Genomic DNA, 25,564 nt, shown 5'->3' with positions numbered 1-25,564 from the left:
TGGAGTAACACTTGCAATTTTCTGATTTTGGTATTGAACGTAAACTACTTGAAACTGTTGACCATCTTGGTTTTAAATCGCCAACCGATATTCAACAACAAGCAATACCAGCAGCAATGGCAGGCCATGATTTAATTGCCTCTTCTAGAACTGGCTCAGGTAAAACCTTAGCATTCGTTGTTCCTGCAATGCAGCGTGTGATGCGCAATAGAGCGTTAACCAAGAAAGATCCACGTGTGCTCATTCTTGCGCCAACCCGTGAATTAGCTAAGCAAGTGTTTAATCAATTACGTTTGTTTACTGCCAATACACCATATAAAGCGGTATTAATTCTTGGTGGTGAAAACTTTAACGACCAAGTTAAAGTGTTAGAAAAACATCCTCATTTTCTTGTCGCGACCCCAGGTCGTTTGGCTGACCATTTGGAACAAGGTCACTTTTATCTTGAAGGTTTAGAATTACTGATTCTTGATGAAGCTGACCGCATGTTAGATTTAGGCTTTGCTGAGCAGTTAACGAAAATTAACCAAGCAGCAAACCATCGCAAGCGCCAAACATTAATGTTCTCAGCAACATTAGATCATGCCCAAGTAAATGAATTTGCCATGGCAATGCTTAAATCGCCTAAGCGAATTTCAATCAACCAAGGCCACGATGAGCATAAAGACATTACCAAGCGCTTTTATTTATCAGACAACCTAGATCACAAAGAAGCGATGTTGAGCCATATTTTGGCAAAAGAAAGCTTTACTCAAATGATCGTGTTTACGGCGACCCGTTCAGATACCGAACGCTTAGCGACATACTTGACTGAAAACGGCAACCCAGCGGTGGGGTTAAGTGGTGAGCTAAATCAAGGGCAACGTAACCAAATCATGGACCAGTTTAGTCGTGGCCAATACAAAATTTTGATTACGACGGACCTTGCATCACGTGGCCTAGATCTAGTTAACGTGTCTCACGTTATTAACTTTGATATGCCTAAGCATACCGAAGAATTTGTTCATCGTATCGGCCGCACAGGTCGAGCGGGGAGTAAAGGTGATGCGATTTCATTTGTCGGGCCGAAAGACTGGTTAAGCTTTAAAAACGTTGAAGGTTTCCTGCAAACACAATTTGCTTTCGACAAAATTGATGAGTTGCCAGCCAAGTTTAAAGGTTTGAAACCGAAAAAGGCGAAAGTTGCAAAGCCTAAACAAGCAAAAGAAGTGAAGTCGACCAAGGTAGATAACGTGGCATCAGGTCCTAAAGTGAAGAAGAAAATTCGCTTTGTTGATGACGCGGGCGACTTACCGATCCTTAAGCGTAAATCTGGCTTGCAAGATAACGATAACGAAGAGTAATCACGTTTATGAAAAACATTGTTGTAATGAGCGGTGCCGGTATGAGTGCCGAAAGTGGCTTGAAAACGTTTCGTGACGACAATGGTTTATGGGAAGGTCACGATGTGATGGCCGTTGCTTCGATAGAAGGTTGGTATAAAGATCCTGAGCTCGTATTGGAGTTTTACAACCAACGACGAGCACAGCTATTAAAAGTGATGCCTAATGACGGCCATCAGGCGATTGCTGATCTCCAAGCACATTTCAATGTGAACATTGTTACTCAAAATGTTGACGACTTGCATGAGCGCGCAGGCTCAAAACACGTGATTCACCTGCACGGCGAATTACTAAAGGCGTGTAGTGTTGATGATAAAGCCCATGTTCACAAATGCCTTGGAGATATTAAATTAGGCCAAACAGGCGAAGATGGTGAGCAAATAAGGCCATTTATCGTTTGGTTTGGCGAAGACGTACCATTACTTGGTGCCGCTGCAAAGCAAGTCGAACAAGCTGATATCATTTTAATTATTGGTACATCAATGCAGGTCTATCCGGCCGCTAGTCTTGTCGAGTATGCAAAGCCAGATTGCCAAGTTTATTACATTGATCCTAATCCTCAAATTAACTATGCCTTAGCGCAGTCTCAGCAACTTGAAGTCATTCAATCAAGTGCGGGTGAAGCACTACCAAGTTTAGTTAAATCATTGATAGCGCAAGCTAACTAGCTCGATATTCAAAACTTACCAGTGACGGCTGTTGGTCTGCGTAAAGTCGATAACGATCACTAAAAATAACGGGTAAAGCGTCGTACTTAACGGGCTGAAATCTTAACGCCTGATAAAATGGCGTTAAGGCTTGTTCGGCAAAACAAATGATATAGTGATGGCGCTCGATTGCGTGTGCCATCAACTGACGTCCTAATCCTAGTTTTCGATAATCTTGAACAACATAAAGAGCGTGTAAAAACAGTGGCGCATGCGCTAACGAGCTGTTTTCATTCTCAGGTGTGCTCTGAATAGCTTCTGCTTTGGCTTTGGCTTTGACCTTTGCTTGAGCTTCGACAAGATTTGATAAGATGACACTCGCGATGATTTCATCGTTTGCTTCGATGAAATAACAGGTATCGAACCCCATAAACTTTGCGCTATAGCCATGTCGCTTGTAAAACTTCAAAATATCTTTCTTGTCTGACTTTTTAGCTTCAGAAAAAGTAAACGACTTGGGCATAGATGACATCGCAGTATATCGGTTAAGTGGCGTTGGTTAGGGGGTGATGGTGGAAACGATTATACGTGATTTAACTGATGAAAAAAAACTGCCAGCGAGGCTGGCAGTTTTACTTTGAGTAAGTTAATTTACGTGCTTATTTACTACACTTAAATTACTATCGTGCTATACGCGCAGTGCTTTCTCGCCTCGCGCAATACCAACGGTACCTGAGCGCACCGACTCAATGATTTCGGTTTCATTTGCAAGAATATTGATAAAGGCATTAATTTTCTCTACATCACCCGTTAACTCGATGGTGTATACCTGTTTCCCAATATCGACGATTGAGCCGCGAAAAATATCGGTGATTCTTGTCACTTCAGTGCGAGCTTTATCTGTCATGGCTAATACTTTGATCAAAAGTAATTCACGTTCCACATGATTTCGTTCAGTCAAATCGGTGATTTTAATCACGTCAATCAACTTATTAACCTGTTTAACGATTTGCTCTAATACCCGATCGTCACCTTTAGTCACAATGGTGATGCGAGATAAGCTGTTATCTTCAGTCGGCGCAACACTTAAGGTCTCAATATTAAAAGCACGTTGTGAAAACAAGCCAACAATACGTGATAACGATCCTGGTTCATTCTCTAATAAAATAGCTAAAATACGGCGCATTATGCTTTAACTCCTTTGCTTAACCACATATCGTCTACTGCACCATGCTTGATTTGCATTGGGTAAACGTGCTCTTTTTCATCCACTAGAATATCTACAAAAACTAGTCGGTCTTTTATTGCAAATGCTTCTGCCATTTTGTCATCTAATTCATCTAAATGATTGATTTGAATGCCAACGTGACCATACGACTCCGCTAACTTAATGAAATCTGGTAGCGACTCCATGTATGACGATGAGTGACGACCACCGTAAATCATATCCTGCCACTGGCGAACCATGCCCAATGATCGGTTGTTTAGAGAGATAATTTTTACCGGTAAGTTGTACTGCAAACAGGTTGATAGCTCTTGAATATTCATCTGAATAGAGCCGTCACCGGTAACACAGGCAACATGGGCATCAGGAAATGCCATTTTTACACCCATAGCCGCAGGCAAACCAAAGCCCATCGTGCCTAAGCCACCAGAGTTAATCCATTGGCGAGGTTTGTCGAATGGATAGTATTGCGCTGCAAACATTTGATGTTGACCCACATCAGAGCAGACATAAGCTTCACCGTTTGTGACGTTATAAAGTGATTCAACAACGCGTTGCGGTTTAATTTTACCGTCATCTTGCTCGTAGCTTACGCTGTTAACTGAGCGCCATTGTTCAATCTGTTGCCACCAGTTGTTATTGGCTTGCTGATCGATGTTGATGTCTTGTGTTTTGATTTCATCAAGTAACTGCTGCATAACAATATCAACTAAACCAACAATAGGAATATGCGCATTTATCGTTTTAGAAATTGACGTCGGATCGATGTCTACGTGCACGATGGTGGCATTCGGACAAAACTTCTCAACTTTGTTTGTTACACGGTCGTCAAAGCGTGCACCAAGTGCAAGAATCACATCAGCATTGGCCATCGCTTTGTTAGCTTCTAAAGAGCCATGCATGCCTAACATACCAATAAAGTTTTTATGGGTGCCGCTGATACCACCTAAGCCCATTAATGTATTGGTACAAGGTGCATTAAGGGTTTCAACAAGTTCTGTTAATAACTCACTTGCATTGGCACTGATAATGCCGCCGCCAGAATAAACAACAAGTCGCTGTGCTTCGGTAATTGTTTTAACGGCTTTTTTGATCTGCTTTTGGTGTCCTTTAACTGTTGGATTGTAGGCACGTAACGACACGTCTTTATTCATTTCAAAAGGCGCTTTGTGCTCAGGGATCAGCATATCTTTTGGCAGTTCGACAACAACTGGACCTGGGCGACCTGTGTTAGCAATATAAAATGCTTTCGCAATGACATTTGGAATATCTGCTAATGAGCGGCAACTAAAGCTGTGCTTAACAATAGGGCGTGAACAACCAACGATATCAGTTTCTTGGAAGGCGTCATCACCAATCAAACTCGTTGCCACTTGGCCAGCCAAAATCACCATTGGAATAGAATCCATATAAGCGGTGGCGATACCTGTGACACAGTTAGTAGCGCCAGGGCCTGAAGTCGCTAGGACAACGCCAACATTCCCCGTTGCACGTGCGTAGCCGTCAGCCATATGCGTAGCTGCTTGTTCATGACGAACAAGAATGTGCTCGACGGCATCTTGATTAAAAATTGCATCGTAAATATCTAAAACGGATCCACCGGGATAGCCGAAGATGAACTCTACATCAAGTTCAGCTAACGCTTTGACCACCATTTCTGCACCAGTATAGTGTTGCGCTGTCATGAGATTGTTTGCCCTATAATCAAAAAATCAAAAGTAAAAAAAAAGCCCCCAGTCATACGAGTGGGGGCTTTGTCTAATTCGTTTCTAAAACTTATCTACAACAAAATCCCCGAGGTAATAAAATTACCACGACTGTGAGGACGACGTTGAGGACAAGTGTGTTATTCATTTAAAGTTAACGCTCTAGAAATCTAATAGCTCTATTTATAACGCATCGGACAAAAGTGTCAATAACTTTTTACGAAATAATGAATATTGTAATCAGTTATTATCAAATTGTAATCTTGACAACAAATCAGTTTTCAATTTGCCATCGTAGGTTTATAGTGAAACCACGTTATTTATCTTTTTTGAACTTAGTTTTGTAACGTTAATCATAGTAAGATAGTTACCAATAAATAATGTCTTTAAACAAGGGTTTACAATGCAATTAAAAAATATCTTCGCAACGGTCGTCCTTTCGTTGGTGTTAACTGCTTGTGCTTCAACAAACAGTACGAAAGTGAATTTCGACAAAAATGAAAAAATTGATACCTCTAGCTACAAAACGTTTGCTTGGATTTCCGATGCTAAAACATTGTCTTCGTCAATCGATTTAAACCCTGTGATGCAAGTTCGTGTTGAAAAAGCCATTGAAGATGCGTTCAAAACCAAGGGTTACAAAATGGTGGCTGATGCTGATTCAGCAGACTTCACCATTGCCTACACGGTGGGTTCACGTGACAAAATTAAAGTAGATAGTTACCCAGCAAGTTACCATGGTAGTTTTGGTTGGGGCCGTGGTTACTACCCATATCGCTACTACGGTGTTGGCATGACCAATGACACACAAGTGCGTTCATACACCGAAGGTAAGTTAGCTATCGATGTTTTTGACGTAGAAACTAAACAGCCAGCTTGGCATGGTTGGGCAGTAAAACGTTTGAAAAACGGCACACAAGAAGCGCCGAAAGAAGTGATTACGGCAATTGTTGACGAAGTGATTAGCCAATTCAATGTGACTGAAATCTAATCACTAACACTGGTTATTGAAAAAGCGAGCTTGGCTCGCTTTTTTTGTGCCTGAACGTTTGGTTTAGTGACTAAAATGCGTTTGTAACTTGTTTGTTGCGAGGGCTATTTATTGCATCATTACTGCGATTATCGTAAACGTCATGTTAACTAGCTGTGCTAATTTGGTTAACCTTAATTATTCGTTGATTTGCGTCAATAATTGGGGTGAAACCTTTGTTGTAATATGAAACCAGCGTTTGATTTAAGAGTAGTACATGTTGTTTTCAGACAAGGGAAAGAGTTACACCGCAGGTGACTTAGCCCACAGAAACCTGTTGAGATGCCAACCGAGCACCTCAGTCTATGATGCGGCAAATTCCATTGTTGCCCACAAATACAGTTCAATATTAATTGAAGAGAATGACCAGATCGTCGGTATTTGGACAGAAGGGGACTGTAAACAGCTGTCAAACCTTAAGGTGGATGAAAACCACTGCGAGATCTCTCGTTTTATGAGCTCGCCTGTGATTAGCGTTGAAAAAACAACGCCGATAGAAGAGCTTATTATTTCTTTTTATCAACACAAAGTGCGTCACCTACTGATTACGGATAATGGCAAGCCGTTTGGCATTATCAGCCAGTCTGATGTGATAAGAAAACGAGGCATAGAGCACCTATTAACGTCTCGCAATATTAAAGAAAGTTATCATAGACAAACCCCCGTCTTACTTGATGAAACACTGTGTTTTGACCAGCTTTGTAAGCATATGGAAGCGAGCAAAGGCACCGCTATTTTGATTCAAAACCCAACTAATCAAGAGGTGGGTATTATCACTGAGCGAGACTTGCTCAAACTCATTGCCAATAAAGTCTCGACGGTTGATATTTGGCATTACACGTCACATCCGCTGATCAAAATCTCAGACGAATGCAATTTGTTAGATGCCTTAAATCTTATTAAATCAAATGAAATTAGGCACTTGGTTGTAGTTGGAAGTGAAAACGAAATACAGGGCGTATTATCGTTTAGAGATATTTTTGCTGGTATCGAGTTTGCGCATTTTAACGAGATGCAGTCAATGATTGTTCGACGAGAAAGTGCACTGCAAAAATCCCAAAAGAACCTCATTTTAGCCGAGCGAATTATTGCCGCATCGGTTGATGGGGTGATGATAGCCAATCAAGCAAACGATATTATCTCTGTTAACCCAGCCTTTACGCGCATTACAGGATTTCACGCAGACGAGGTTGTTGGTCAAAAAACTTCAGTATTAAGCTCAGGCATGCATGATAAGTCGTTCTATCAGCAAATGTGGCTCGACATTAACGAGCACGGCAAGTGGCAGGGCGAAATCTGGAATAAGCGTAAAAACAATGAAGTGTATCCGGAATGGTTAACCATTGTGCGTATTGGTGAAATTGATGAAGATGATATGCATTATGCCGCTATTTTCAGTGATATTACCGAACGTAAAAAAAGTGATGAGCAAATTCATGCGTTAGCTTATTACGATGATCTCACCAAATTGCCAAACCGCACGCTGTTTAATCAACAGCTCGACCATGCGTTGCAAAACGATACTAACGGTTCAATTGCCGTGTTGTTTATCGACTTGGATCGTTTTAAGCAAATTAATGATACCTTCGGCCATAAAATCGGTGACGAGCTGCTAGTGATGGCGGCAAAACGTATCTCGTCGTGCTTAAAAGTGGAAGATACCGTTTCAAGAATTGGCGGCGATGAATTTGTTGTACTGATAGCAAACCTAGATAACACCCTCGTTGTTGAGCAGATAATGAAGCGCATTGTTGACGCCTTGAGTAAGCCGTTTTTATTGGCAGGAAAAGAGCTTATCGTAACTTGTTCAATAGGGGCGTCGCTTTCATGTAAAAGCGGTTCAAGCAGTGAGCAGTTGCTTAAACATGCCGATATTGCAATGTATGAAGCAAAAACGGCAGGGCGAAACACTTACCAGCTCTTTCAAGCTGAAATGAATCATCGCGTGGCGCAACGCCTAGCGATTGAAAACCAGTTGAGAACGGCATTACTCAATCAAGAATTTGAACTGAATTACCAACTGCAATACGACAACAAGCATAACAAGTACAAAGGCTTTGAAGCCCTAATTCGTTGGTATAACCCGATTTTGGGCAATGTATCACCCGCTGAATTTATTCCTATTGCGGAAGACATAGGGTTGATTGTTGATATTGAATGTTGGGTGCTGCGCCAAGCCTGTTTACGCCGTAAAGAATTGCTAGATGCAAACATTGACTGCGGCAAGTTGTCCGTCAATATTTCACCTAAACACTTTAATAAGAATCTGTTTGGCTCGGTGGTTAGTGCGCTAACAATGTCTGGTTTGCCTGCCAATTACCTCGAAATAGAGATAACGGAATCGTGTTTTATTTCTCGATTTGATACAGTGCGTGAGGTCTTTAATAAACTGACGCATATTGGCGTGTCTATTTCACTCGATGACTTTGGTACGGGTTATTCGTCACTGAGTTATTTAAGCAAATTACCGCTTGATGCGATTAAAATTGATGCAAGCTTTATTGCCAATGTCCCCAACAAAGAAAAAGATTGCCGCTTGGTTTCAAGTATTATTTCAATGGCGCAGGGCTTGGGGTTAAATATAGTGGCTGAAGGGGTTGAGAATAGATCTCAAGAGCGCTTTTTACATGATAATGGCTGCCATGTGATTCAAGGTTATTTGTACAGTAAACCCAGTGCTGACATTGAACTTCGGCCTATGTGTACATCATAGTGCTCTTCACAGTGCTCATCATAGCCAACGGACAGAAGTTTGTTACTTTGAGGTTATTGCAGAGAGTTAATTAAAGACTAATCAATTAGCGCATATTTAACCTTTAGGGCGTTAGCACACATGGACATTACCGCACGATTAGTCTCCTCATTCACCCTTAATGGCAGTGGTGGAAATCCTGCTGGCGTTGTGCTCAGCGCAGACGATTTGACCGATGCACAAAAGCTATCGATTGCTCAAATTATTGGCTTTTCTGAAACGGCTTTTGTCGCCAAAGATAACGACGCTGATTTCGGCGTATCCTTTTTTACCACAACGGGTGAAGTCGATTTTTGTGGCCATGCTACGCTTGCCGTATTCTCGACCTTGTTCAGTGAAGGGATAATTAGCGCAGGTAAATACACCCAAAAAACAAAGGCTGGTTTGCTTGGGGTTGAGGTAGAGCAAAATGGCCATGTTGTTATGCAACAGCAATCGCCAAGCTTTTTAGGGCAATTTGAGTACAGTGACATAGCGCCACTCTTGGGGCTTGATACTCATGTTCTAGCACAAACTGGCTTACCCATCGTGGCTGTTTCAACCGGATTACCTGATGTGATTGTCCCCGTGCCAACAGGCATACTTGATATCATTAATACGAATGATGATAAATTGTCAGCTTTTAGTGCGCAGCAAGAGGTTATGGGTGTTCATGCCTTCGAGTTTTGTGAAAAGGGCAGTGAATTTACCGCAAGTTGCAGAAACTTTGCGCCATTACTCGGCATTACAGAAGAGTCTGCTACGGGCAGTGCAAGCGGCGCGTTAGCAAGCTATTTAGCAAAATACACATCAAACGATTTAGCTTCTCAATATGTCTTTGAGCAAGGCAGGGCGATGAACTGTGCGTCAAAAATTTCAGCCGCTATTGAATATGATGAGCTAAATACGCCTCGCGTTAAGGTAGGTGGTTTTGCGAAACAAATTGGCCAGCAAACCGTCACCATATAACCAAATTTTACCTCATGGAAAAACAAAATAGTTGGTTTGTTCAGGTATCCCCGTTAAATTATTAGCAAAGCAGTTTTATTATTAATTCAAGGAGTTGATTATTAAATTAGCATTCCAAATTTCATCATTTGTTGTGTTACTGGTGGTGAGCAGTATTTATGGCTTTTTGTCGTTATCGACAGAAATGGGCTTAGCTATTTTGGCAGGCTCTATAGGTTTAGCCTTTTCTAATATCGATAAAATTTCAAAATTCAAAGGCGCTGGCTTTGAGGCGGAAATGAACATGGTGCACACCATGTTAGAAAGCCAAACGGAACCAACGGTAGAGCAAAAAGAGCAGGCCAAAGCACAAGAGCAGCTTACGCACGATGAAAACTGTATTCTTATTTGTCTGCAAAAAACCGGCTACACCTGGCGTTATGCAAGTACTATTTCGGGCGAAACGGGCATCAGCCAATCAGAGACAATAGACTACCTGCATGAGCTGATGGGCAAGGGCTTTGCAAAAAATAGCAAAGGCAGCAAAGGTGAAATCTGGTCGATTACGGCGCTGGGTAAAAGTGTCCAAGAGCAGCACCAATTTAACCTTCAGAAAAAGTCATAAACTAATATCAATGAATAAGAGAAAATGTTGTGAATTATCGTCAAGCGACCCTCGCTGATTTGCCAAAATTGCTTGAATTAGAACAAGCGGTTGTTGAAGCTGAAAGACCGTTTAATGAGGTGATAAAGCCGCAAAACGCGCACTACTATGACATTGAGCATTTAATTGCTGACGAAGACTCTTATTTATTGGTCATTGAAGCGTCTAACGAGATTATTGCCACAGGTTATGTTCAAATTCGCGAATCCAAACCTTCGTTAACCCATGACAAACATGGCTATTTGGGGTTTATGTATGTTGATCCTAATCATCGTGGCAAGGGTTTAAATCAAACCTTGATTGAACAACTCGTGAGCTGGAGCAAAAACATAGGCGTAAATGTATTCTACCTTGATGTTTATGCGCAAAATTCAGCAGCCATTAGAGCTTATGAAAAAGTTGGCTTTGTGCCGTCTCTCATGGAAATGCGGCTGAACGTCAAGTGATTCAACATAAGCCGTTGCAAACTTTAGGCTATACCGTTTTAGCCCTGATCGCATTTGCTGCCAACTCGGTATTGTGTCGAGTCGCGTTAAAAGACGACACTATTGATCCTTCAAGCTTTACGTCGATTCGATTATTGTCGGGCATATTGATGTTTGTGTTGTTGCTTACTTTTAGTCGAAAATCCAATCAGGCACCAAATAAAATGCAAGCAGGCAAAAAGTCTGTGTACTCATGGCTGAGTGGTGCGTTCTTATTTACTTACGCGATTGCCTTTTCATATGCCTATGTTTCGTTAGAAACTGGCGTAGGTGCACTAGTGTTATTCGGCGCAGTTCAGGTGTCGATGATCATTGCTAGCTTTGTTATGGGTAATAAACTCAGTCTTTGGGAGTGGCTGGGGTTAAGCATTTCATTCTCGGGCCTTGTTTATTTGCTTTACCCAACGCTTGCAACGCCAAGTATTTTTGGCTTTATGTTAATGACACTCTCCGGCATTGCATGGGGCATGTACACTATATTGGGTCGTAACTCACAAGATCCGTTCAAAGATACGGCAGCAAATTTCAAATATACTGCGCCGTTGGTGCTGGTGTTATTTTTAGCGACCCTATCATCACAACATATCTCTTTATATGGCGCTGTATTGGCCGTGGCTTCTGGCGCGTTGGCGTCAGCGTTAGGCTATACCATTTGGTTTATGGCGTTAAAAGGCTTAAGTGAAACGGAAGCTGCAGTAGTGCAGTTATCAGTGCCTGTTATTGCAGCTTTTGGCGGCGTATTATTCGCGTCAGAAGCAATAAGCATGCGCTTAATTGTTGCGTGTATCTTGGTGTTAGGCGGGATTGTATTAGTGATGTACGGGCGTGCCAAAAAGGTTAAATGAATTTGAGGCGTTATGCCTTGTCTTTAAAATGCTTATCGAAATTTTCTCTATTTTTTTCAATTACATGAAGGTTACTCTCTGCCCACATCCTTGCATTATTCACTACATTGACAAGAGTTTGGCCTAAATCACTTAATTGATACTCCACACGAAGTACCAGCTCATCTGAATAACTAGTGCGTATCACAATACCATCTCTTTCTAATTTTTTTAGAGACTGAGTCAGCATTTTTTGAGATACGCCTTCACAGACACGTTTTAATTCTCCGAATCTTAAAGTGCGATTATCAAGCGCACCAATAATCAAAGAAACCCACTTTTCACCGATTAAAGCCAACACCTGCCTTGACGGACATATTGCTGCATACACATTAGGTTTTAAGTCTGTTTCATTGTCTTTAATCATAGTTACCTCTAAGTGCCTAATTGATCGAAGTTTGGGGTATCAATAATATACCGGTAACTAATAGATACCGTATATAGAATTGTATCGGTCTCTACTGGGTTCATCAATATATTGCCAAGTAATTAAGGGGACAAAATGAAAACTATCGCAATTTTAGGGTTTGGTAACGTAGGCCAAAATTTAGCGAAACTATTCAATGATGCTGGTTACCGTGTCATTGTGTGTTCTAAAAGTGGTGACGCAGGTAAGGGTGAGTATCTTTCGATGAATTATCTCGAAGGAATTAACGCTGCTGACGCGGTCGCACTAGCGGTACCGTATCAAGTATTAACTGAATTATTAGCGCCATTGGCTAAGCACTTAGCGGGTAAAACCGTGATTGATTGCACGAATCCGTTAAACGATGATTGGTCACCATTGTTACTCGGGCAAGAGACGTCGGCGGCGGAGCAAATTGGCAAACTTTTACCTGACGCAAAAGTTATTAAAGCTTTTAACACGATTTTTGCCGATGTAATGCCAAAAAAGCATCATGATCGTGAAGGTAAAAAGATTACTGCATTCGTTGCTGGTGATGATTTAAGTGCGAAAAACAATATTCTGGCATTAGCCAAGAATATAGGCTTTGCACCATTAGATGTTGGGCCGTTAAGCGCTGCTAGGTATCTTGAAGCGATGGCCCATTTAAATATTCAAATTGCTGTAGGGCAACAAGGTGGCACGCAGGCCGCTTTTATTTATCATCAGGGGAATTAGCAGGTACGTTGGTAGGCTATTAGAAATATTATCTAATAGCCTTGCCTCCTTAGTATTACTGCAGATTTATGTGTTCAATTGCATGTAACGCTCATTTATTAAGTGAGGTTTTATATCGTCATAGTGAGTTATGAGTGAAAAAAACGCAATAACCCCAAATTGAGCTTTGGTTTCGTTATTTCACCGCTTGTTGTTTCTCACCGTACATTTTCTTATCTGCAACAGCCAATAACGCTTTTAAGGTTTCACCCTCTAACGGGTAGGTCGCTAAGCCCACGCTGCCTGTGATGTTGAGCGTATGCGCTTCATAAGTAAATGGCTTACTGATGGTGTGATGAATTTTGTCGATAATGCTCGACGTAGATACGTCGTTGGTAAATAAAATAACAAATTCGTCACCGCCAATTCTTGATACCAAATCATGAGGGCGTACAACACTTTGCAAACGTTTAGCAATCTTTTTAAGGGTGTGATCCCCTGCGTTATGGCCGAGGTTGTCGTTAATAGGTTTGAAGTCATTCAAATCAATAAACAATAATGAAAACGTTGACTGATGGCGCATCGCCTTTGACCGTTCATATTTGAAACGCTCAGATAACAAGTTGCGATTAGCACAGTTGGTTAAGTTGTCATACAAGGCAAGCTGCTTCAAAATTTCTTGATGCTGCACATTTTCGGTAATGTCAGATAGCAGGTAAATATACTGGTTTATGCCACCTAAATTAATACCGGTAATGGACATTTGAACAGGGATCAAACTGCCGTCTTTATGAATGGCGTTAAACTCTCTCGAACTGCTTAACCCCGTTAAGTTACCTCTATCAAGGTTGAACTCATTATCGTTAAAGTTTTCGTCCCAATGAGTCGCATCAACAAACTGACGAATATTAGCCCCAATAATTTCTTCAACACTAAAGCCGATCATTTGGCTAGTGGCTTGGTTACAAGAAATAATACTGCCGTTGCTATCAATGCGAATAACCGCTTCCATTAATGACGCGAGTGTTGCCGTATTCACCGACTCTTGCTCTTCAAGTACGTTTTTAATTAAGGCAACTTCTTGCTTGTCTTGCTCTACCGCTTCTTGAAAACTAAGCTTTTCAGCAAGCAGCGATTTAATTTTTTGCTTATCCCAAACGTGTTTGAGCTCGCTTTCAACAATCAACTTTAATTGGCCAAGCACTTCAACTAAGCTTTGAGAGTAGTCAGTTGCTTTTGTGTCGATAACACAAAAAGAGCCAAATAAAGAGCCGTCTGGCCAATAAAGGGGATAGCCTAAATAAGAGCGAACCGGACCATCTTGCACAGGAGGTGCGTCGCACCATTCTTGGCTGGTACTAGCGCTACTGACGTAAAGCTTATCTCTGGTTTCCATTATACGACGGCAAAAGCTTTTCATGTCCCAGGGCCAACACGCATTTTGCTCGAGGAAGTTATCAGGGTTTTCACTGGTAGAGACAACATTGAACGTGTCATCTCGAAATTGCACAATCACACCCGAAGCAGCGTTATACACTTTGCTCAACATATTGACGAGCTCTTGCCACTTCTCAAAATCTAATTCTTCCGGTGGAAACTCAACAATACATTGCGATACATCAAACATACTAAGCCTCGACAAAAGAATAGGAGTAACATTTATTTAATATAGTAGAGCCGAAAAATGCAACTTATCTTTCAAGTTAGCAGTATGTAATTCAATGGTTATTCTTCAAAAATAATTGTTACTTTGCACTTATTTTTATAACCCAAGGAAATGAGTGATTTGTGAATTTCTTTGATCTAGATAAATTAATATGAATTAAAAAATTGTATTCCTAGCATAATGTTACGAAGTTTGTTAAAAATAAGTAAATCATAAAAGTGGGCAAGGATGCGGCACAAAAGTATGCAATTTGCGCACTATTAAATTGTTAGTTGCCTCAAGGAGTTTGGCATGTCTATCAAGAAAGAATCCTTTCTAACCTTTATAGGTTTCGTTCTTATCGTTTTAATGGGTTATGCCTTGTGGTTAGCCCTATCTTTTTTTGTATCTGTTATAAAAGAAGCTGACCCTAAAATTGCCGCCGCAATATTAGGTGCGATGGCGACAGTATTTGTTGGTTTAACTGCTGTAATTATTACACAGAAACAAACCAGTGCGAGAGAACGAGAGGAAGCTCATCGTTCCAAAAAAGTAGAAATTTATCAAAAATACTTAGAAACAGTTACGGCGCTATTGTCAGGACAAAATGACCAAGTTTCACAATCAGCTCCCACGGAACAAGAGTTAGTAGATTATTTAGTCCAATTTAAAACCGAATTAATTTTGTGGGGCTCTCCTGAGGTAATCAAAAGGCAATTAGAGTTCCAACTAGTTACTCTGTCTGGTGGAGATATATTTGAGGCAATTGACAAAATACATAGGGCGATTAGAGCTGATATAGGTCTTAGCAATAAAGGGCTAAGCAATTTAGAGCTTGTAAAAATGTATCTTTCTGATCCAAGTGAATTAGATCGAGTCCGGGCAACTAACAATAAAATTAAATCAGACTAAAAACGCTTGGCTTAGTTCTCTGCGCTCACAAGTATAGCCAAACATTTTTAGCCGTTTATCTAAGCGTTATGCGTAAAAGGAGTGTTATGAAGCGTTTAGTCGAAATTACAGATAATAGTTTCTTTTCAATATTTTCTGATGCTGTTTTACTTTATGATCTTGCTTCATCGGAAAGTAATGAACATGTTCGTAGAACTTTATCTACATCTTCTATTTTATCTGTAAATTATGCACTGGAAGCAGCTGCAAATTCTTTTTTTAAATCTGTAGATATAAATTCCAAAATTAGTGCTCAAGTGGATAGGTTTTCAACACTAGATAAATTTGACTTTATTCTTCAGTGGCACAAAGATATTTCGCTGCCGCGAGGCGATAGTGAAACACAAATAGTAAAAAAGTTAATCGAGCAGCGTAATCAATTAGTGCACCCAAAAGTAAAAGTAATAAAACAGGATGTAATGACATCTCCAGGTGATGATACTGTAGCTTATTATCATAAAGCAGATGATTCAGATTCTTCTGAAAAGTGTAACATTACAAAAATGTCGATGAACTCATCGAGTTACAGCCCTGAAGACTCTCTAATCGCATTAAAGTCTCTTGTTAATTTTTTAAATAAATTCGTAGAGGATTGGTGGGGAATAGACGTTCCAACTTCGGAAATTTTATTAATGAAATCTTGGAATGGCTCTATTCAAGCAAATCCTATCATGTATGATCAAAATGAACTCAAAGTTGTATTAAAACATAATGATAAATTGAATATTAGGTTTGCAGGTTTATATGGCATACTCGATGGTTCAGTTCAATAAAAATAGAATCGAAATAAATGGAAACACTGTTGAGGTACCATACTCAATATTGGAAGCCAGGGAGTTCGGACAGAATATTTTAGTTATTTTTGACTACATGGAATTCAACCAAAACTCCGTAGTTCGTAATTTCCATTGCATATATCAAGATGGTTCCGCTTTATGGGTAGCAGAAAATCCTACATCTAAGAGTACAGATGCTTTTACTAATTTTGCTAACCTAGATTTTAACCGTAATAAGGTTATTGTTAATAATTTTGCAGGCTTTACATGCACAATTGATCTAGCTGATGGTAAGTTATCAAAACGTGAGTTTACAAAGTTGCGCCTAAGAAGCGCATTAAGCGAAGGGACTGATACTAGCTTGCTCGGTTCCTCTTCGCTACACATTTTAGCAAGCTATTATCAGCCCCTTTTGCGGGCGTTAGTTTTAATTAGGAGCTCAATTGCAATATTTTTACCGTTTTTTAAGAACTAAAGATGATGGTTCTCATCTATCTGAGTTAAAAAATCAAATCCGCTTTTATATTGAAGAAGATTGCAATATCAAAAGAGACTTTACGGAAAACTCACCGATTGTAAAAATGAAAGGGGTGGGTGAAAAGGCTCAGGTAACATTTGGAATGACAGATAAAAATGATGTCATGTACGCTTATGAATTTTTTGGTCAGCCTGATCGTATTTTAGCGAGAATAAGCCTTGATTACCTAATAAATGAGCTCGGCGTTTCTCTAAATGTGGATCAACAAATGAATACTGGTTTCAGTAAATATTTGCTGGGAAAGTATCACGGCGAACGAATTGTTATTCCAGATGCAAAAGTGGAGGTATTATCCTTAGGCGGTTGGAAACCGAAAGGTAGTGATACTTTTGATATGTATATTAGGGACTTTTACTGTATTTCACCTGCTAAATATTCACCGCTACTTGCTAATATTTAAAACTAACAAGTTACTCAAAAGGACGCAAAACGCTTGGCTTGTGCTCCTTCGTCGCAAAGTTTAGCCAAGCATTATCAGCCCCTTATTGGGGCGTTATAAGTCTTGAGAGATATGGAACATTTTCTAGAAGATAATAATATTTCCGTAAAAGATGACACTGAGGCATTTGGTTTCAGTTTTGCTGCCGGGAGCAAAATCACTTGTATTTCAAAGCAAGGAGATTTTAACGGGCTAAAGATGCGCATCCCGCCGCCAGAGTTTGAAGCACTGATGTTCTTTTCTGCATTTGAGGCTGCAGCAAGAGCTGAAGTCATAAAGAAAATGGTGAAAGTAAAAATGTCAGCATCTGATTCAATGTTAGAAGTTGAAAGCAATGATGACAATCACAAGAATTTCTTTGCAGCGTGCCAGAATTCAATGGCTGCAGTTGCATTCTCAATAAGCGCAATCGAGTCTTGGGCGAATAAATCTATTGAAGTCTATGGATTAAAGGATGGAAACCCAACTGAGTTGATATTACAAAGACCTGGAAAGTCAGATCGTAATGTTCTAACGTCAAAGGTTTCTTCAGATTTGGCGATACCTTTGAGGGCAAAGCTGTTCCAGCTAGTCCCTCAAGTATTTAATGTTCAGCCATTAAAGAGTCATAGCACATTACGATCAAATGTAAATGATCTGATTGATGAAAGAAATATTGTAATGCATATGCAGTCCAAATTGAGCCTAGAAGACCAGGAATTGGATAGGGTATCTTACGCAGTCAAACTTTTCAAAACCAACTCCTTTCTAGCTCCGGAACTCGTATTAAAGTATGTGAAGTTTATATATTCAAAATCAGAGATACCAACAGCTCCATGGGTAAATGTAGCTGATGCTGAAATCAAAGCTATCAAGAAAGGCTTAAAATGACTTGTAACAAGGCGCTGCAACCGACTGCCAAAAGCGTCACTCGTTTTGCAAAAAAACGCAAAACAAGCGCCACTTTTGTCAGCGGCTAGCGCGGCGTTATATGCAAAGGAAAGCATGAGATCAAAATCTCCTTTGGGAGCCCAAATTTCGCTAACTATTTTAACGGTCATATTTGTGATCGCGCACTATGGTTATACCGCAGATATTGTCGCCTCATCTTTAGGTTATTTATTTTCTGCGCTGGCTTTCCCTATAATTATTTATGCGCTAGCGTTTACTACTGTTTTCAAATTGAATTCCAATAAGCTAGCTACCAAACAAAAAGTAGAGTTATTTATTTTTCCCCTATTTATCAACTTAATATTGTTTGGTACTTTATATTTTATGGTTCAGTATGGTGCCGCTTTCTGAGCATCATTGCATATAACAAATCAATTATGGAACGGGCGTCCAAAGCTTGGCTGGCGCTCATTCTTTGCTATTTTTACCAAGCTTAATTAGCCCCTTATTGGGCGTTATGTGTTTCGGAGGTCTATGCGTGGAATTTGCTAATGAAAGTGAATTTGAGTCTTACTTAAGAGACTTAATTAAAGCTCAAGTATGTTCCAAACATGATGAACTAGTCCTATTTGAAAATAAGAAGGCAGTTGATATTCTCATCTGTCGCAATGGAGATAGACCAGCACTCTTCTTTCTTGAGGTGAAGTTCCATAAAAACTCACATGGTCGGTTGGGTTTTGGTAGTTCAAGTGGTGGAGGCTTTCAACCAGAAATAGTCTCTAAAGCTCCTGATTATTTTGAATCAAACCTTATGTGGCTAATTGCTGGTGAAGGACATTCTGATAACGGAGTAATTTTTGTTCCTTCATCAATTATAAGAAACTACTTATCAGGTGGCTCAGTAGGCGAAAAATTTAATAATATTCAAAATAGAATATTTAGTGAAGTAACCGGCTATAACGAAGAAGACTTAGTAAATAAAATAGAGTCATGGCTAATCAACACATAATAAGTAATTCAAAAGGACTCAAAACGCTTGGCTTGTGCTCCTTCGTCGCAAAGTATAGCCAAGCATTTTCCGCCTTTTAGTAAGGCGTTAGCTGTACAAGGAAAGATATGCTGTTGCAAATAGTTGAGGAAAATATACGTAGAGAATTCCCTTTACTTGAATACAGTCTCAATGAATGCTGTGATACTTTAATTATCAATGGGCCAAACGACCGTATAGGGAATGTTGAACTTGAAGACGATCTTGATGAAATTATCGTAATGGTTGGTAGTTTTACTCATTGGCACGCAGCATGTTACGACCAAACAATAACTAAGGAAGAAAGGTATCAACAAGTTTCAGTGGAGATCATGGACTTTTTGAAAGAGCTCTTCTCAAATAAGCTCGTCTTATGGGGTAGTCATAAAACTGGTGGTGGCTTCTACAATATTGATTTTGATATCAATGAACAAGATTCGCCTAGTGAGCCAGAAGAAATTGAACAGTTTTTCTGGTCTGGTGATAAGTACAGCTAACAAGTTACTAAAAAGGACGCAAAACGCTTGGCTTATGCTCCTTCGTCGCTAATTTTTGCCAAGCATTTATCAGTCCGTTATTGGGGCGTTAGGTGAACATCAATATGGAACATTGCTGTAGTCAAATGAATCGGCAGTTAAGTTTAAAGTGTGAACATCATCCTAATGAGTTTGATTGCCCTGATGTTCTGGTTAATTACAACCCAAAGTTTGATGAGTATGGATTGATAATCCATAACGGTGGAACGGTAACTATGGAAATGTTTTACTGTCCGTGGTGCGGTTCAAAATTACCAGAATCAAAAAGAGATTTATGGTTTGATGTGCTTGAAGGACTAGGTTTTGATAACCCGACAGAACAAAATATTCCAAGTGAATTTTTGTCTTCTGCCTGGCTCGAGTGTGGTAAATACAACTAACAAACGCCTAATTGGGAGTTATGGGTTTAAAGGCACTATGAAACTATCTAAGTATTTCGCTATTGCTCTATTTGTTTTAAGCGCTCAAGCGCATGGAACTTCGGAAAATTCAACGCTGTTAACAGGGTTACATGAGAATATTCCAATAGGTAAAATTGATGATGTTGAACTGTCCATTAACATTGCATTCCCAGAAAAATACTCAGCAAAGCCTCGACCTGTCATTTTATTAGTTCATGGCGGCGGCTTTATTTCTGGAGATAAGAGCCGTAAGAACAAGCAAATTGTTAAGTTTTCAACACGCGGGTTTGTCGCGGCAAGTGCAATGTATAGGCTGGCGCCTAAACACAAATTTCCGTCAGCAATAGAGGATATTAAGCTTGCCGTTCGTTTCTTAAAAGCTAACGCTGATAAGTACCATATAGACCCTGAGCGCATTATTGTTAGCGGTTCTTCGGCAGGAAGTTATTTAGCGGTAATGGTTGGTGTAACAGGAAACTCAACTTACTTTTCTGATCACGGTTTATACACTGATGTTGATTCCTCTGTTCGAGCAGTTGCTGCGCAATCTTCTCCCATTCCTGATTTGACTAATCCAAGGTACGCACAACTATCATGGGTTAAACGTTTAATGCCTGAAAATACTGCGGATAAGAGCGCGATTTTAGCTGCAATGTCACCCGTGACTTATCTTGATGTAAATGACCCACCATTCTTTTTATCTCATGGGGATGAAGATCCTGTAGTACCTGTAGAATTGAGTCGTGAATTTGTTTTGGAGCTAGAGAAGATAGATCATGTGTTTGAGTATCATGAAGTTAAAGGGGGAACCCATAGCTATACTAAATCAGCCCCTAAACAAGGCAAAGTCGTATTTTCCAAGTATCTAAGCTTCATCAATAAATGGTCAAAATAAATAGTGAATTAGTAACACTCGTAACACGTTTAGAGTAAGGAATTTCATTACTATTTGAAGGCAAGGGTAATTGTTCACGTTTCTATTCCTACTCGGATTCAAAAGAAAGTGATGCTAACTTACAGTGTATAAATGAAAACGTTTTAGCGCCGTAAGCGTTTTAGTTGCCAAATTTTTAGATTAGAGAAAACTATGAAATGTTCTGTTTTTATCGCCACAAGTGCTGATGGCTACATCGCAACCCCAGAAGGTGGTGTTGATTGGTTGCATGCCGCAGGTAACTCTAGCGCAGATATGTCGTCGAACCCTGATATGGGGTTTAATAACTTTATCAGTTCCGTTGATTGTATGATTATCGGAAGAAAGTGCATGGAAGTCATTTCGTCTTTCAACTTATCACCTGAGCAATGGCCGTATGGCGACAGAAAAATTTACGTACTAAGTAAAACGCTAACGTCTCCACCTGAAAACTTGGCGGATAAAGTGGAAATATATTCTGGTGGTATTCCTGCGCTCATTGAGCAGCTTGAGCAAAAGGGTTTCAGGCACGCTTACGTTGATGGCGGCACAACAATTACTTCTTTTCTCAACCTAAAACTAATCAACGAAATGATCATTACCCAAGCACCCGTGTTATTGGGTGAGGGCATACCGCTATTTGGTAAACTCAATCACCCAGTAAACTTAGTCAATGTGGAAGCTGTTACCTTTCCAAATGAGTTTGTGCAAATTAAGTATGGTGTTACTTACTCATAGCGAGTTGACTCAAGCCACTGCATAACGCAAGGTTGAACTCCTTGTTGTTGAACAAAGAAAAAAACGAACAATAGTGGCGTTGGCTTGAACATCACAATTCATATTTCTAAAAATATTATTTTCTTATCTAGCAATGGGTTATGAAATTTGGTACAAAGTAGATTCATAAAAAAAGTGGGCAAGGATGCTGAAAAAATAAGCGATTGCGCACGGTGAGTTTTTTAGATTACAAGGAAAGTATGAAGTCATTATTAACCCTGTTTTTAGGATTTGTAATCGGAGCAATATCCGTATTTGCTTACTTACATATTCACAACAGTTCACCAGAAGTATGGGTTTCAAATGTAAGCTTAAATACCCAGTCGGGCATTAACTTTCCACCAGGAACCAAGTTTGTAGTTTCTGAGTATATGCCTGAAGGTTTCGTTGCTTTAAATTTGAATGTTAACGTTGAAGGGAAAGAGTTAACTTCCTTTCAAAAAACAGTTGTAAATAATTCAAAAAATTTACGAATTCCTGTTTGGGTTAAAACAGCAAATAACAAATTAACAAAGCGGGACTGCTCACGTTTAGCTCGGTTCCGCTTCTCTCAAAGTTTTAGTCAAGCATTATAAGCTGCTCTCCAAGGAGTTAGCTTACCGCTTTAGTTTTTTAGTAACGTAGGTAAAGTAAGCCTCATTTATGAAAAATATTAAAAAGAAATGGAATGAAATAAATGATTCTGCATTCAGAAAATTTGACGGTTTTTTCGATTTGACAAGTGAGTCATTAACAAAAAGCTTGTTTAAATTAGTTCAATACGCTGTTTATTTAAGCTTCATTGTGATTTTAGTAAATACCATATTTAACAGAAAAAATGATGGGGGATTTAGTTGGGGGGAATACGGTGATTTCATGGGAGGAGTTTTAAATCCTATTTTATCATTCCTGGCATTTACAGGTGTATTAATAACCATCGTTATACAACATAGAGAGTTAAAGGAGTCTAGGAAGCAGTTTGAACGTTCTGCTAATGCACTAGACAAGCAAAGTGAATCAATGGATATACAAAACTTTGAAACAACCCTTTTTAGCTTAATTGATTTACACAATGAAATAGTAAAACAACAACATATTATTCCGGAAGGGAATTCGAACGGGTTATCTGGGAAAAGTTGTTTTAAATATTACTATTTAGAGTTTGTAAAGCATCACATTAACATAGAACATATAGTAAAGGAGTTTCCAAATAAAGAACTAATAGAATACTCTTATCTTACTTTTGGGGGGGCTATTAAAACTCAAGCAGAACAATATTTCATTAACCTGTATTCAATTCTTAGGTTCATTTATCAAAGTGAGAAAGTTAACTCTGAACATTACTTTAAGTTATTTAAAGCTCAACTTAGTAGATATGAACTTGCATTAATTTTTTATGATGGGCTTGTCAGTAATAGCTCTGAGAAAAAAGAGCTGATAGAGGTGAGTAAACTATTTGAAAATTTAGACAGATCTATTTTAGCAAACTCGATCACTCATCCTTCACTTTACAATGCTTCAGCGTTTGCTTTATCTGAATATGAATCAATCACTTCATATAATGAGATGGGTGAAAATATAAGGCCTAGTTGTGACATAAAAGTCTACCTCTCCTTTGAGCAAGTAATAGAGGATATCGACAATTTAAATGTCAGAAAAGTCATAGTTTTATCGAAGTCAGAGCTTTGTAGATATATAGTTTGGGATTTCATTGACGAAGAAGAGGATTTTAACAATTTTGTTCAAGATATTGTCGGAGCTAGAAGAAAGGATAAAGATAAATGGAGAAAAGAACATTCAGATTTCATTTCTGCTATGAATAGAGGGGTTTTTTATTTTAACTTTAGTGATTCATATTTTGGAGAGTTCATAACATCATCAGTTTCAGGATTCAATTACTCAATGGATGAGTGGCTCTCTAAGGTATTACCTAAAATAATCAATGTAGTAAACTCAACCGAATCTGTCGAATTATACAATGAAGACAATCATGGAAATGTTAAAATTGCGGCAATAGAAAGCGGGATCGATTTCAACAGGCTTTATCAAGAATATAAAATTTTCTCTAAAGCTATGGAGCTGATTAATGTAAAGCTCAAGAACACACCATCAGAGATTCAATATAATATTAACTCACAAGAATTTCATTTAGAGGAAAAGTAGCCTCACAATTTTCTTTGATAAATACAAAGGCTAGGGTATTGATGTATGGAAAATTCATCAAATATTCTCTCTGATAGTTAAATTGTAGGTAATGATTATTGAAAATAAAGGAAAGTTTTGCCGTGTTTGAGATGTTTTTAATAAGTTTATGATTATAAAAGGATAAGTGATTGCTAGAGTGTGCTTTTCTCAGTATGGTATTCTTACTAAGCTTATTAATTTGGGCGCCATTAAAGCTTGACTATGCTCCGTTTTACTTGGCTAATTTAGCAATGAACTTATAAGTGCTTTATTACGGCATTATCACTAAAGGGAAATTATGATTAAATCAACACAAAGCTTTTTAACAGGGTTTATTTCGGGGTACGAGTCTTAAAAAATAAATTATTCAAAAATCATGTTGAACCTCTGATGGAAGGGATTCTCATAATACACAAAGATTACATTAGTGCATTTATTGAGATAAGAAAAAATCTTAAAGACAAAGAAGTGCCTGCTACCGAACTATTGGATTTCTTGGAGGACAGAAAGCATGAATTTTTGGCTCAAAGAAAGATGGCAAAAGCTATCGCTGAAGAGTTAAAAAATGCGGAACGTCGTATTGTGTGGAATAGTGCATGGATTTCATTCGAAGGTTTTTGTGACTCAATAATTGATTATTTAGGCGACTCAAACTCTATCAGCAATGCAAGTTGGTATACAGATTTCATTAACTTTATGAAAGTCAGCCGTCTAGGAGGTCTAGAGGCAAAGTTTTTTGACCGTAATGTTTTTGGAAACGATCCTAGAGTTGACATCATAGAACATATAAATATTTTAGTTGATAGTAGGTTACCAAAGAAATTAGAAACCGTACAAGAACGGTATGCAGAATTGAGAATCCATCTACTGTAGTAAATCTACGGTTAACAAACTAATTAACAAGGATAAAAATAAATTACTATTTAGTCCCTCAATATCTTAGTGAAGAACTTTTTTCCATTATTAGGGCGTTAGTTTTATTTCAAATCGGAGCTACAATATAGATGATAATAAATGATAAAGAATTGGTACACTCCACTTTTTTTATAATGAAGCATAATGCCGAAACTAGCATTAGAACATCACTAGATGGCTGGCTTTTAGATTTAACGTTTGAATTCATAGAAAACTCTGAAAATTATTCCTCTGTAAAATGGTTCGCTAAATCTCAATCGCATGCGCATATTGAATTGGTTAATTGGCATAAGTTCACTAATGCAGCGACTTTAGAGCCTATACATCTTGGCACAATAGATACCACCAATAGAGAATTGTACCTTGTCGCATACAGCCATAAGATTGGCGATTCATGTAAAGTTGATCTTCAAATCCTTAAAGGAGGAACTTATGCTCAGTAGCTCAAGCTCTTTAAGTAGTGGAAAAGCTGTAACTTTATCTACTGAACAAATAAAAGCACATGGAGATGTAAAAACTAGGTTGGGTATTATTTGGTTTGTTGGCGTTATTTGCGGGATTTTGGCAATTGGCGGTGTAATAGCATTTTTTGTTAATCCTACTTCGGCTAAAGATGTGTGGGTTATTATAGGCCCTATAATTTCCGCAGGTGTTACAGGAACCGTTTCTTACTTTGCTGGAGAGCAAAAAAGCTAAGAAGCCTTGAATAGATTGGCATTGTTAGTGCTTGATTCAATTAAACTGCTCTTTAAAGATTTAATAAGCCATCATAAGTCCCTTAATGGGGCGATATACAAATGAAGGATTCA

At 39.0% G+C, this 25,564-nt stretch carries 30 protein-coding genes; 25 read left to right on the top strand and 5 right to left on the bottom strand.

Annotated elements, in window-relative coordinates; genetic code table 11:
• Positions 1-11: 11 nt before the first annotated feature.
• Together QQK05_RS16325 and QQK05_RS16320 are read left to right on the top strand one after the other, a co-directional pair.
• Positions 12-1,343 carry a DEAD/DEAH box helicase gene (locus tag QQK05_RS16325; protein ID WP_284300574.1) on the top strand — a complete coding sequence of 444 codons (1,332 nt, stop codon included), beginning with the start codon at positions 12-14 and terminating at the stop codon, positions 1,341-1,343.
• A gap of 8 nt (positions 1,344-1,351) precedes the next feature.
• Positions 1,352-2,050: an SIR2 family NAD-dependent protein deacylase gene (locus QQK05_RS16320; RefSeq protein ID WP_284300572.1), complete on the top strand. Its 699-nt coding sequence runs from the start codon at positions 1,352-1,354 to the stop codon at positions 2,048-2,050.
• Here QQK05_RS16320 and QQK05_RS16315 read toward each other — a convergent pair.
• The 3 genes from QQK05_RS16315 to QQK05_RS16305 form a co-directional block, all read right to left on the bottom strand.
• Positions 2,043-2,552 (bottom strand): GNAT family N-acetyltransferase, encoded by a 510-nt coding sequence (locus tag QQK05_RS16315; RefSeq protein ID WP_284300570.1) that lies wholly within the window; start codon positions 2,550-2,552, stop codon positions 2,043-2,045. The two genes, QQK05_RS16320 and QQK05_RS16315, sit on opposite strands and share 8 nt — an antisense overlap.
• Positions 2,553-2,717: 165 nt before the next feature.
• A complete protein-coding gene (gene ilvN / locus QQK05_RS16310; RefSeq protein WP_284300568.1) occupies positions 2,718-3,215 on the bottom strand; it encodes an acetolactate synthase small subunit in 498 nt (165 codons plus the stop codon).
• The gene (locus tag QQK05_RS16305) at positions 3,215-4,939 is read right to left on the bottom strand and encodes an acetolactate synthase 3 large subunit (RefSeq protein WP_284300566.1); all 1,725 of its coding nucleotides are present in this window, start codon (positions 4,937-4,939) and stop codon (positions 3,215-3,217) included. The genes ilvN and QQK05_RS16305 overlap by 1 nt, the downstream gene beginning before the upstream one ends.
• Before the next feature lie 424 nt (positions 4,940-5,363).
• Between QQK05_RS16305 and QQK05_RS16300 the strand changes: the two genes are divergently transcribed.
• The 6 genes from QQK05_RS16300 to QQK05_RS16275 all read left to right on the top strand — a co-directional run bounded on the left by QQK05_RS16300 (position 5,364) and on the right by QQK05_RS16275 (position 11,663).
• Positions 5,364-5,951, top strand: coding sequence for a DUF4136 domain-containing protein (locus QQK05_RS16300; RefSeq protein WP_284300564.1), 588 nt, complete (start codon positions 5,364-5,366; stop codon positions 5,949-5,951).
• A 256-nt stretch (positions 5,952-6,207) separates the two neighbouring features.
• Positions 6,208-8,703, top strand: a complete 2,496-nt coding sequence (locus QQK05_RS16295; RefSeq protein WP_284300562.1) for an EAL domain-containing protein — start codon at positions 6,208-6,210, stop codon at positions 8,701-8,703.
• Between the two features lie 120 nt (positions 8,704-8,823).
• Positions 8,824-9,690, top strand: coding sequence for a PhzF family phenazine biosynthesis protein (locus QQK05_RS16290; RefSeq protein WP_284300560.1), 867 nt, complete (start codon positions 8,824-8,826; stop codon positions 9,688-9,690).
• Between the two features lie 94 nt (positions 9,691-9,784).
• Positions 9,785-10,294, top strand: coding sequence for a hypothetical protein (locus QQK05_RS16285; RefSeq protein ID WP_284300558.1), 510 nt, complete (start codon positions 9,785-9,787; stop codon positions 10,292-10,294).
• Between the two features lie 29 nt (positions 10,295-10,323).
• Positions 10,324-10,779: a GNAT family N-acetyltransferase gene (locus QQK05_RS16280; protein ID WP_284300556.1), complete on the top strand. Its 456-nt coding sequence runs from the start codon at positions 10,324-10,326 to the stop codon at positions 10,777-10,779.
• Entirely contained in the window at positions 10,776-11,663 is an 888-nt protein-coding gene (locus tag QQK05_RS16275; protein ID WP_322790576.1) for a DMT family transporter, read from the top strand. Before QQK05_RS16280 ends, QQK05_RS16275 begins: the two co-directional genes overlap by 4 nt.
• Before the next feature lie 10 nt (positions 11,664-11,673).
• On the opposite strand, the gene QQK05_RS16270 is transcribed toward QQK05_RS16275, so the two are convergent.
• Positions 11,674-12,069 carry a winged helix-turn-helix transcriptional regulator gene (locus tag QQK05_RS16270; RefSeq protein WP_284300554.1) on the bottom strand — a complete coding sequence of 132 codons (396 nt, stop codon included), beginning with the start codon at positions 12,067-12,069 and terminating at the stop codon, positions 11,674-11,676.
• Between the two features lie 135 nt (positions 12,070-12,204).
• On the opposite strand from QQK05_RS16270, the gene QQK05_RS16265 reads away from it, so the two are divergent.
• Positions 12,205-12,825: an NADPH-dependent F420 reductase gene (locus QQK05_RS16265; protein ID WP_284300552.1), complete on the top strand. Its 621-nt coding sequence runs from the start codon at positions 12,205-12,207 to the stop codon at positions 12,823-12,825.
• Between the two features lie 175 nt (positions 12,826-13,000).
• Here QQK05_RS16265 and QQK05_RS16260 read toward each other — a convergent pair whose 3' ends face one another.
• Positions 13,001-14,431 carry a diguanylate cyclase domain-containing protein gene (locus tag QQK05_RS16260; protein WP_284300549.1) on the bottom strand — a complete coding sequence of 477 codons (1,431 nt, stop codon included), beginning with the start codon at positions 14,429-14,431 and terminating at the stop codon, positions 13,001-13,003.
• Between the two features lie 330 nt (positions 14,432-14,761).
• Here QQK05_RS16260 and QQK05_RS16255 point away from each other — a divergent pair, with 330 nt between their 5' ends.
• The 16 genes from QQK05_RS16255 to QQK05_RS16180 all read left to right on the top strand — a co-directional run bounded on the left by QQK05_RS16255 (position 14,762) and on the right by QQK05_RS16180 (position 25,451).
• Positions 14,762-15,361 (top strand): hypothetical protein, encoded by a 600-nt coding sequence (locus tag QQK05_RS16255; protein ID WP_284300546.1) that lies wholly within the window; start codon positions 14,762-14,764, stop codon positions 15,359-15,361.
• An 86-nt stretch (positions 15,362-15,447) separates the two neighbouring features.
• Positions 15,448-16,173, top strand: a complete 726-nt coding sequence (locus tag QQK05_RS16250) for a hypothetical protein (protein ID WP_284300544.1) — start codon at positions 15,448-15,450, stop codon at positions 16,171-16,173.
• Complete coding sequence (locus tag QQK05_RS16245) at positions 16,157-16,651, top strand: hypothetical protein (RefSeq protein WP_284300542.1); 495 nt, start codon at positions 16,157-16,159, stop codon at positions 16,649-16,651. The genes QQK05_RS16250 and QQK05_RS16245 overlap by 17 nt, the downstream gene beginning before the upstream one ends.
• On the top strand, positions 16,620-17,114 hold the full coding sequence (locus QQK05_RS16240) for a hypothetical protein (RefSeq protein WP_284300540.1): 495 nt from the start codon (positions 16,620-16,622) through the stop codon (positions 17,112-17,114). Before QQK05_RS16245 ends, QQK05_RS16240 begins: the two co-directional genes overlap by 32 nt.
• 111 nt (positions 17,115-17,225) lie before the next feature.
• Entirely contained in the window at positions 17,226-18,023 is a 798-nt protein-coding gene (locus tag QQK05_RS16235; RefSeq protein WP_284300538.1) for a hypothetical protein, read from the top strand.
• 45 nt (positions 18,024-18,068) lie between these two features.
• A complete protein-coding gene (locus QQK05_RS16230; RefSeq protein ID WP_284300536.1) occupies positions 18,069-18,434 on the top strand; it encodes a hypothetical protein in 366 nt (121 codons plus the stop codon).
• A gap of 127 nt (positions 18,435-18,561) precedes the next feature.
• Positions 18,562-19,032: a hypothetical protein gene (locus tag QQK05_RS16225; protein WP_284300534.1), complete on the top strand. Its 471-nt coding sequence runs from the start codon at positions 18,562-18,564 to the stop codon at positions 19,030-19,032.
• A gap of 107 nt (positions 19,033-19,139) precedes the next feature.
• The gene (locus QQK05_RS16220) at positions 19,140-19,547 is read left to right on the top strand and encodes a hypothetical protein (protein WP_284300532.1); all 408 of its coding nucleotides are present in this window, start codon (positions 19,140-19,142) and stop codon (positions 19,545-19,547) included.
• Positions 19,548-19,651: 104 nt separating this feature from the next.
• Positions 19,652-19,966 carry a DUF6980 family protein gene (locus QQK05_RS16215; protein WP_407704903.1) on the top strand — a complete coding sequence of 105 codons (315 nt, stop codon included), beginning with the start codon at positions 19,652-19,654 and terminating at the stop codon, positions 19,964-19,966.
• Between the two features lie 37 nt (positions 19,967-20,003).
• Complete coding sequence (locus QQK05_RS16210) at positions 20,004-20,882, top strand: alpha/beta hydrolase (RefSeq protein WP_284300528.1); 879 nt, start codon at positions 20,004-20,006, stop codon at positions 20,880-20,882.
• A 192-nt stretch (positions 20,883-21,074) separates the two neighbouring features.
• Entirely contained in the window at positions 21,075-21,638 is a 564-nt protein-coding gene (locus QQK05_RS16205; protein ID WP_284300526.1) for a dihydrofolate reductase family protein, read from the top strand.
• 239 nt (positions 21,639-21,877) lie between these two features.
• Complete coding sequence (locus QQK05_RS16200) at positions 21,878-22,252, top strand: hypothetical protein (protein ID WP_284300524.1); 375 nt, start codon at positions 21,878-21,880, stop codon at positions 22,250-22,252.
• Between the two features lie 67 nt (positions 22,253-22,319).
• The gene (locus tag QQK05_RS16195) at positions 22,320-23,819 is read left to right on the top strand and encodes a putative phage abortive infection protein (RefSeq protein ID WP_284300522.1); all 1,500 of its coding nucleotides are present in this window, start codon (positions 22,320-22,322) and stop codon (positions 23,817-23,819) included.
• A 411-nt stretch (positions 23,820-24,230) separates the two neighbouring features.
• The gene (locus QQK05_RS16190) at positions 24,231-24,713 is read left to right on the top strand and encodes a hypothetical protein (protein WP_284300520.1); all 483 of its coding nucleotides are present in this window, start codon (positions 24,231-24,233) and stop codon (positions 24,711-24,713) included.
• Between the two features lie 131 nt (positions 24,714-24,844).
• Positions 24,845-25,198: a DUF6864 domain-containing function gene (locus tag QQK05_RS16185; protein ID WP_407704902.1), complete on the top strand. Its 354-nt coding sequence runs from the start codon at positions 24,845-24,847 to the stop codon at positions 25,196-25,198.
• On the top strand, positions 25,188-25,451 hold the full coding sequence (locus QQK05_RS16180; protein ID WP_284300515.1) for a hypothetical protein: 264 nt from the start codon (positions 25,188-25,190) through the stop codon (positions 25,449-25,451). Before QQK05_RS16185 ends, QQK05_RS16180 begins: the two co-directional genes overlap by 11 nt.
• Positions 25,452-25,564: the final 113 nt, after the last annotated feature.

Origin of the sequence: Thalassotalea loyana (assembly GCF_030161435.1) — a bacterium.
Lineage (GTDB): Bacteria > Pseudomonadota > Gammaproteobacteria > Enterobacterales > Alteromonadaceae > Thalassotalea_G > Thalassotalea_G loyana.
The sequence above is the reverse complement of the archived record's forward strand: the minus strand, read 5'-3'. Positions and strand labels throughout refer to the sequence as shown.

Bases quoted from the DNA above. Each gene is read 5' to 3' on its own strand.
- QQK05_RS16320 (WP_284300572.1), top strand. From the start codon at position 1,352: ATGAAAAACATTGTTGTAATGAGCGGTGCCGGTATGAGTGCCGAAAGT.
- QQK05_RS16315 (WP_284300570.1), bottom strand. From the start codon at position 2,552: ATGCCCAAGTCGTTTACTTTTTCTGAAGCTAAAAAGTCAGACAAGAAA.
- ilvN (WP_284300568.1), bottom strand. From the start codon at position 3,215: ATGCGCCGTATTTTAGCTATTTTATTAGAGAATGAACCAGGATCGTTA.
- QQK05_RS16305 (WP_284300566.1), bottom strand. From the start codon at position 4,939: ATGACAGCGCAACACTATACTGGTGCAGAAATGGTGGTCAAAGCGTTA.
- QQK05_RS16300 (WP_284300564.1), top strand. From the start codon at position 5,364: ATGCAATTAAAAAATATCTTCGCAACGGTCGTCCTTTCGTTGGTGTTA.
- QQK05_RS16295 (WP_284300562.1), top strand. From the start codon at position 6,208: ATGTTGTTTTCAGACAAGGGAAAGAGTTACACCGCAGGTGACTTAGCC.
- QQK05_RS16290 (WP_284300560.1), top strand. From the start codon at position 8,824: ATGGACATTACCGCACGATTAGTCTCCTCATTCACCCTTAATGGCAGT.
- QQK05_RS16270 (WP_284300554.1), bottom strand. From the start codon at position 12,069: ATGATTAAAGACAATGAAACAGACTTAAAACCTAATGTGTATGCAGCA.
- QQK05_RS16265 (WP_284300552.1), top strand. From the start codon at position 12,205: ATGAAAACTATCGCAATTTTAGGGTTTGGTAACGTAGGCCAAAATTTA.
- QQK05_RS16260 (WP_284300549.1), bottom strand. From the start codon at position 14,431: ATGTTTGATGTATCGCAATGTATTGTTGAGTTTCCACCGGAAGAATTA.
- QQK05_RS16255 (WP_284300546.1), top strand. From the start codon at position 14,762: ATGTCTATCAAGAAAGAATCCTTTCTAACCTTTATAGGTTTCGTTCTT.
- QQK05_RS16250 (WP_284300544.1), top strand. From the start codon at position 15,448: ATGAAGCGTTTAGTCGAAATTACAGATAATAGTTTCTTTTCAATATTT.
- QQK05_RS16245 (WP_284300542.1), top strand. From the start codon at position 16,157: ATGGTTCAGTTCAATAAAAATAGAATCGAAATAAATGGAAACACTGTT.
- QQK05_RS16235 (WP_284300538.1), top strand. From the start codon at position 17,226: ATGGAACATTTTCTAGAAGATAATAATATTTCCGTAAAAGATGACACT.
- QQK05_RS16220 (WP_284300532.1), top strand. From the start codon at position 19,140: ATGCTGTTGCAAATAGTTGAGGAAAATATACGTAGAGAATTCCCTTTA.
- QQK05_RS16215 (WP_407704903.1), top strand. From the start codon at position 19,652: ATGGAACATTGCTGTAGTCAAATGAATCGGCAGTTAAGTTTAAAGTGT.
- QQK05_RS16210 (WP_284300528.1), top strand. From the start codon at position 20,004: ATGAAACTATCTAAGTATTTCGCTATTGCTCTATTTGTTTTAAGCGCT.
- QQK05_RS16205 (WP_284300526.1), top strand. From the start codon at position 21,075: ATGAAATGTTCTGTTTTTATCGCCACAAGTGCTGATGGCTACATCGCA.
- QQK05_RS16200 (WP_284300524.1), top strand. From the start codon at position 21,878: ATGAAGTCATTATTAACCCTGTTTTTAGGATTTGTAATCGGAGCAATA.
- QQK05_RS16195 (WP_284300522.1), top strand. From the start codon at position 22,320: ATGAAAAATATTAAAAAGAAATGGAATGAAATAAATGATTCTGCATTC.
- QQK05_RS16190 (WP_284300520.1), top strand. From the start codon at position 24,231: ATGGAAGGGATTCTCATAATACACAAAGATTACATTAGTGCATTTATT.
- QQK05_RS16185 (WP_407704902.1), top strand. From the start codon at position 24,845: ATGATAATAAATGATAAAGAATTGGTACACTCCACTTTTTTTATAATG.
- QQK05_RS16180 (WP_284300515.1), top strand. From the start codon at position 25,188: ATGCTCAGTAGCTCAAGCTCTTTAAGTAGTGGAAAAGCTGTAACTTTA.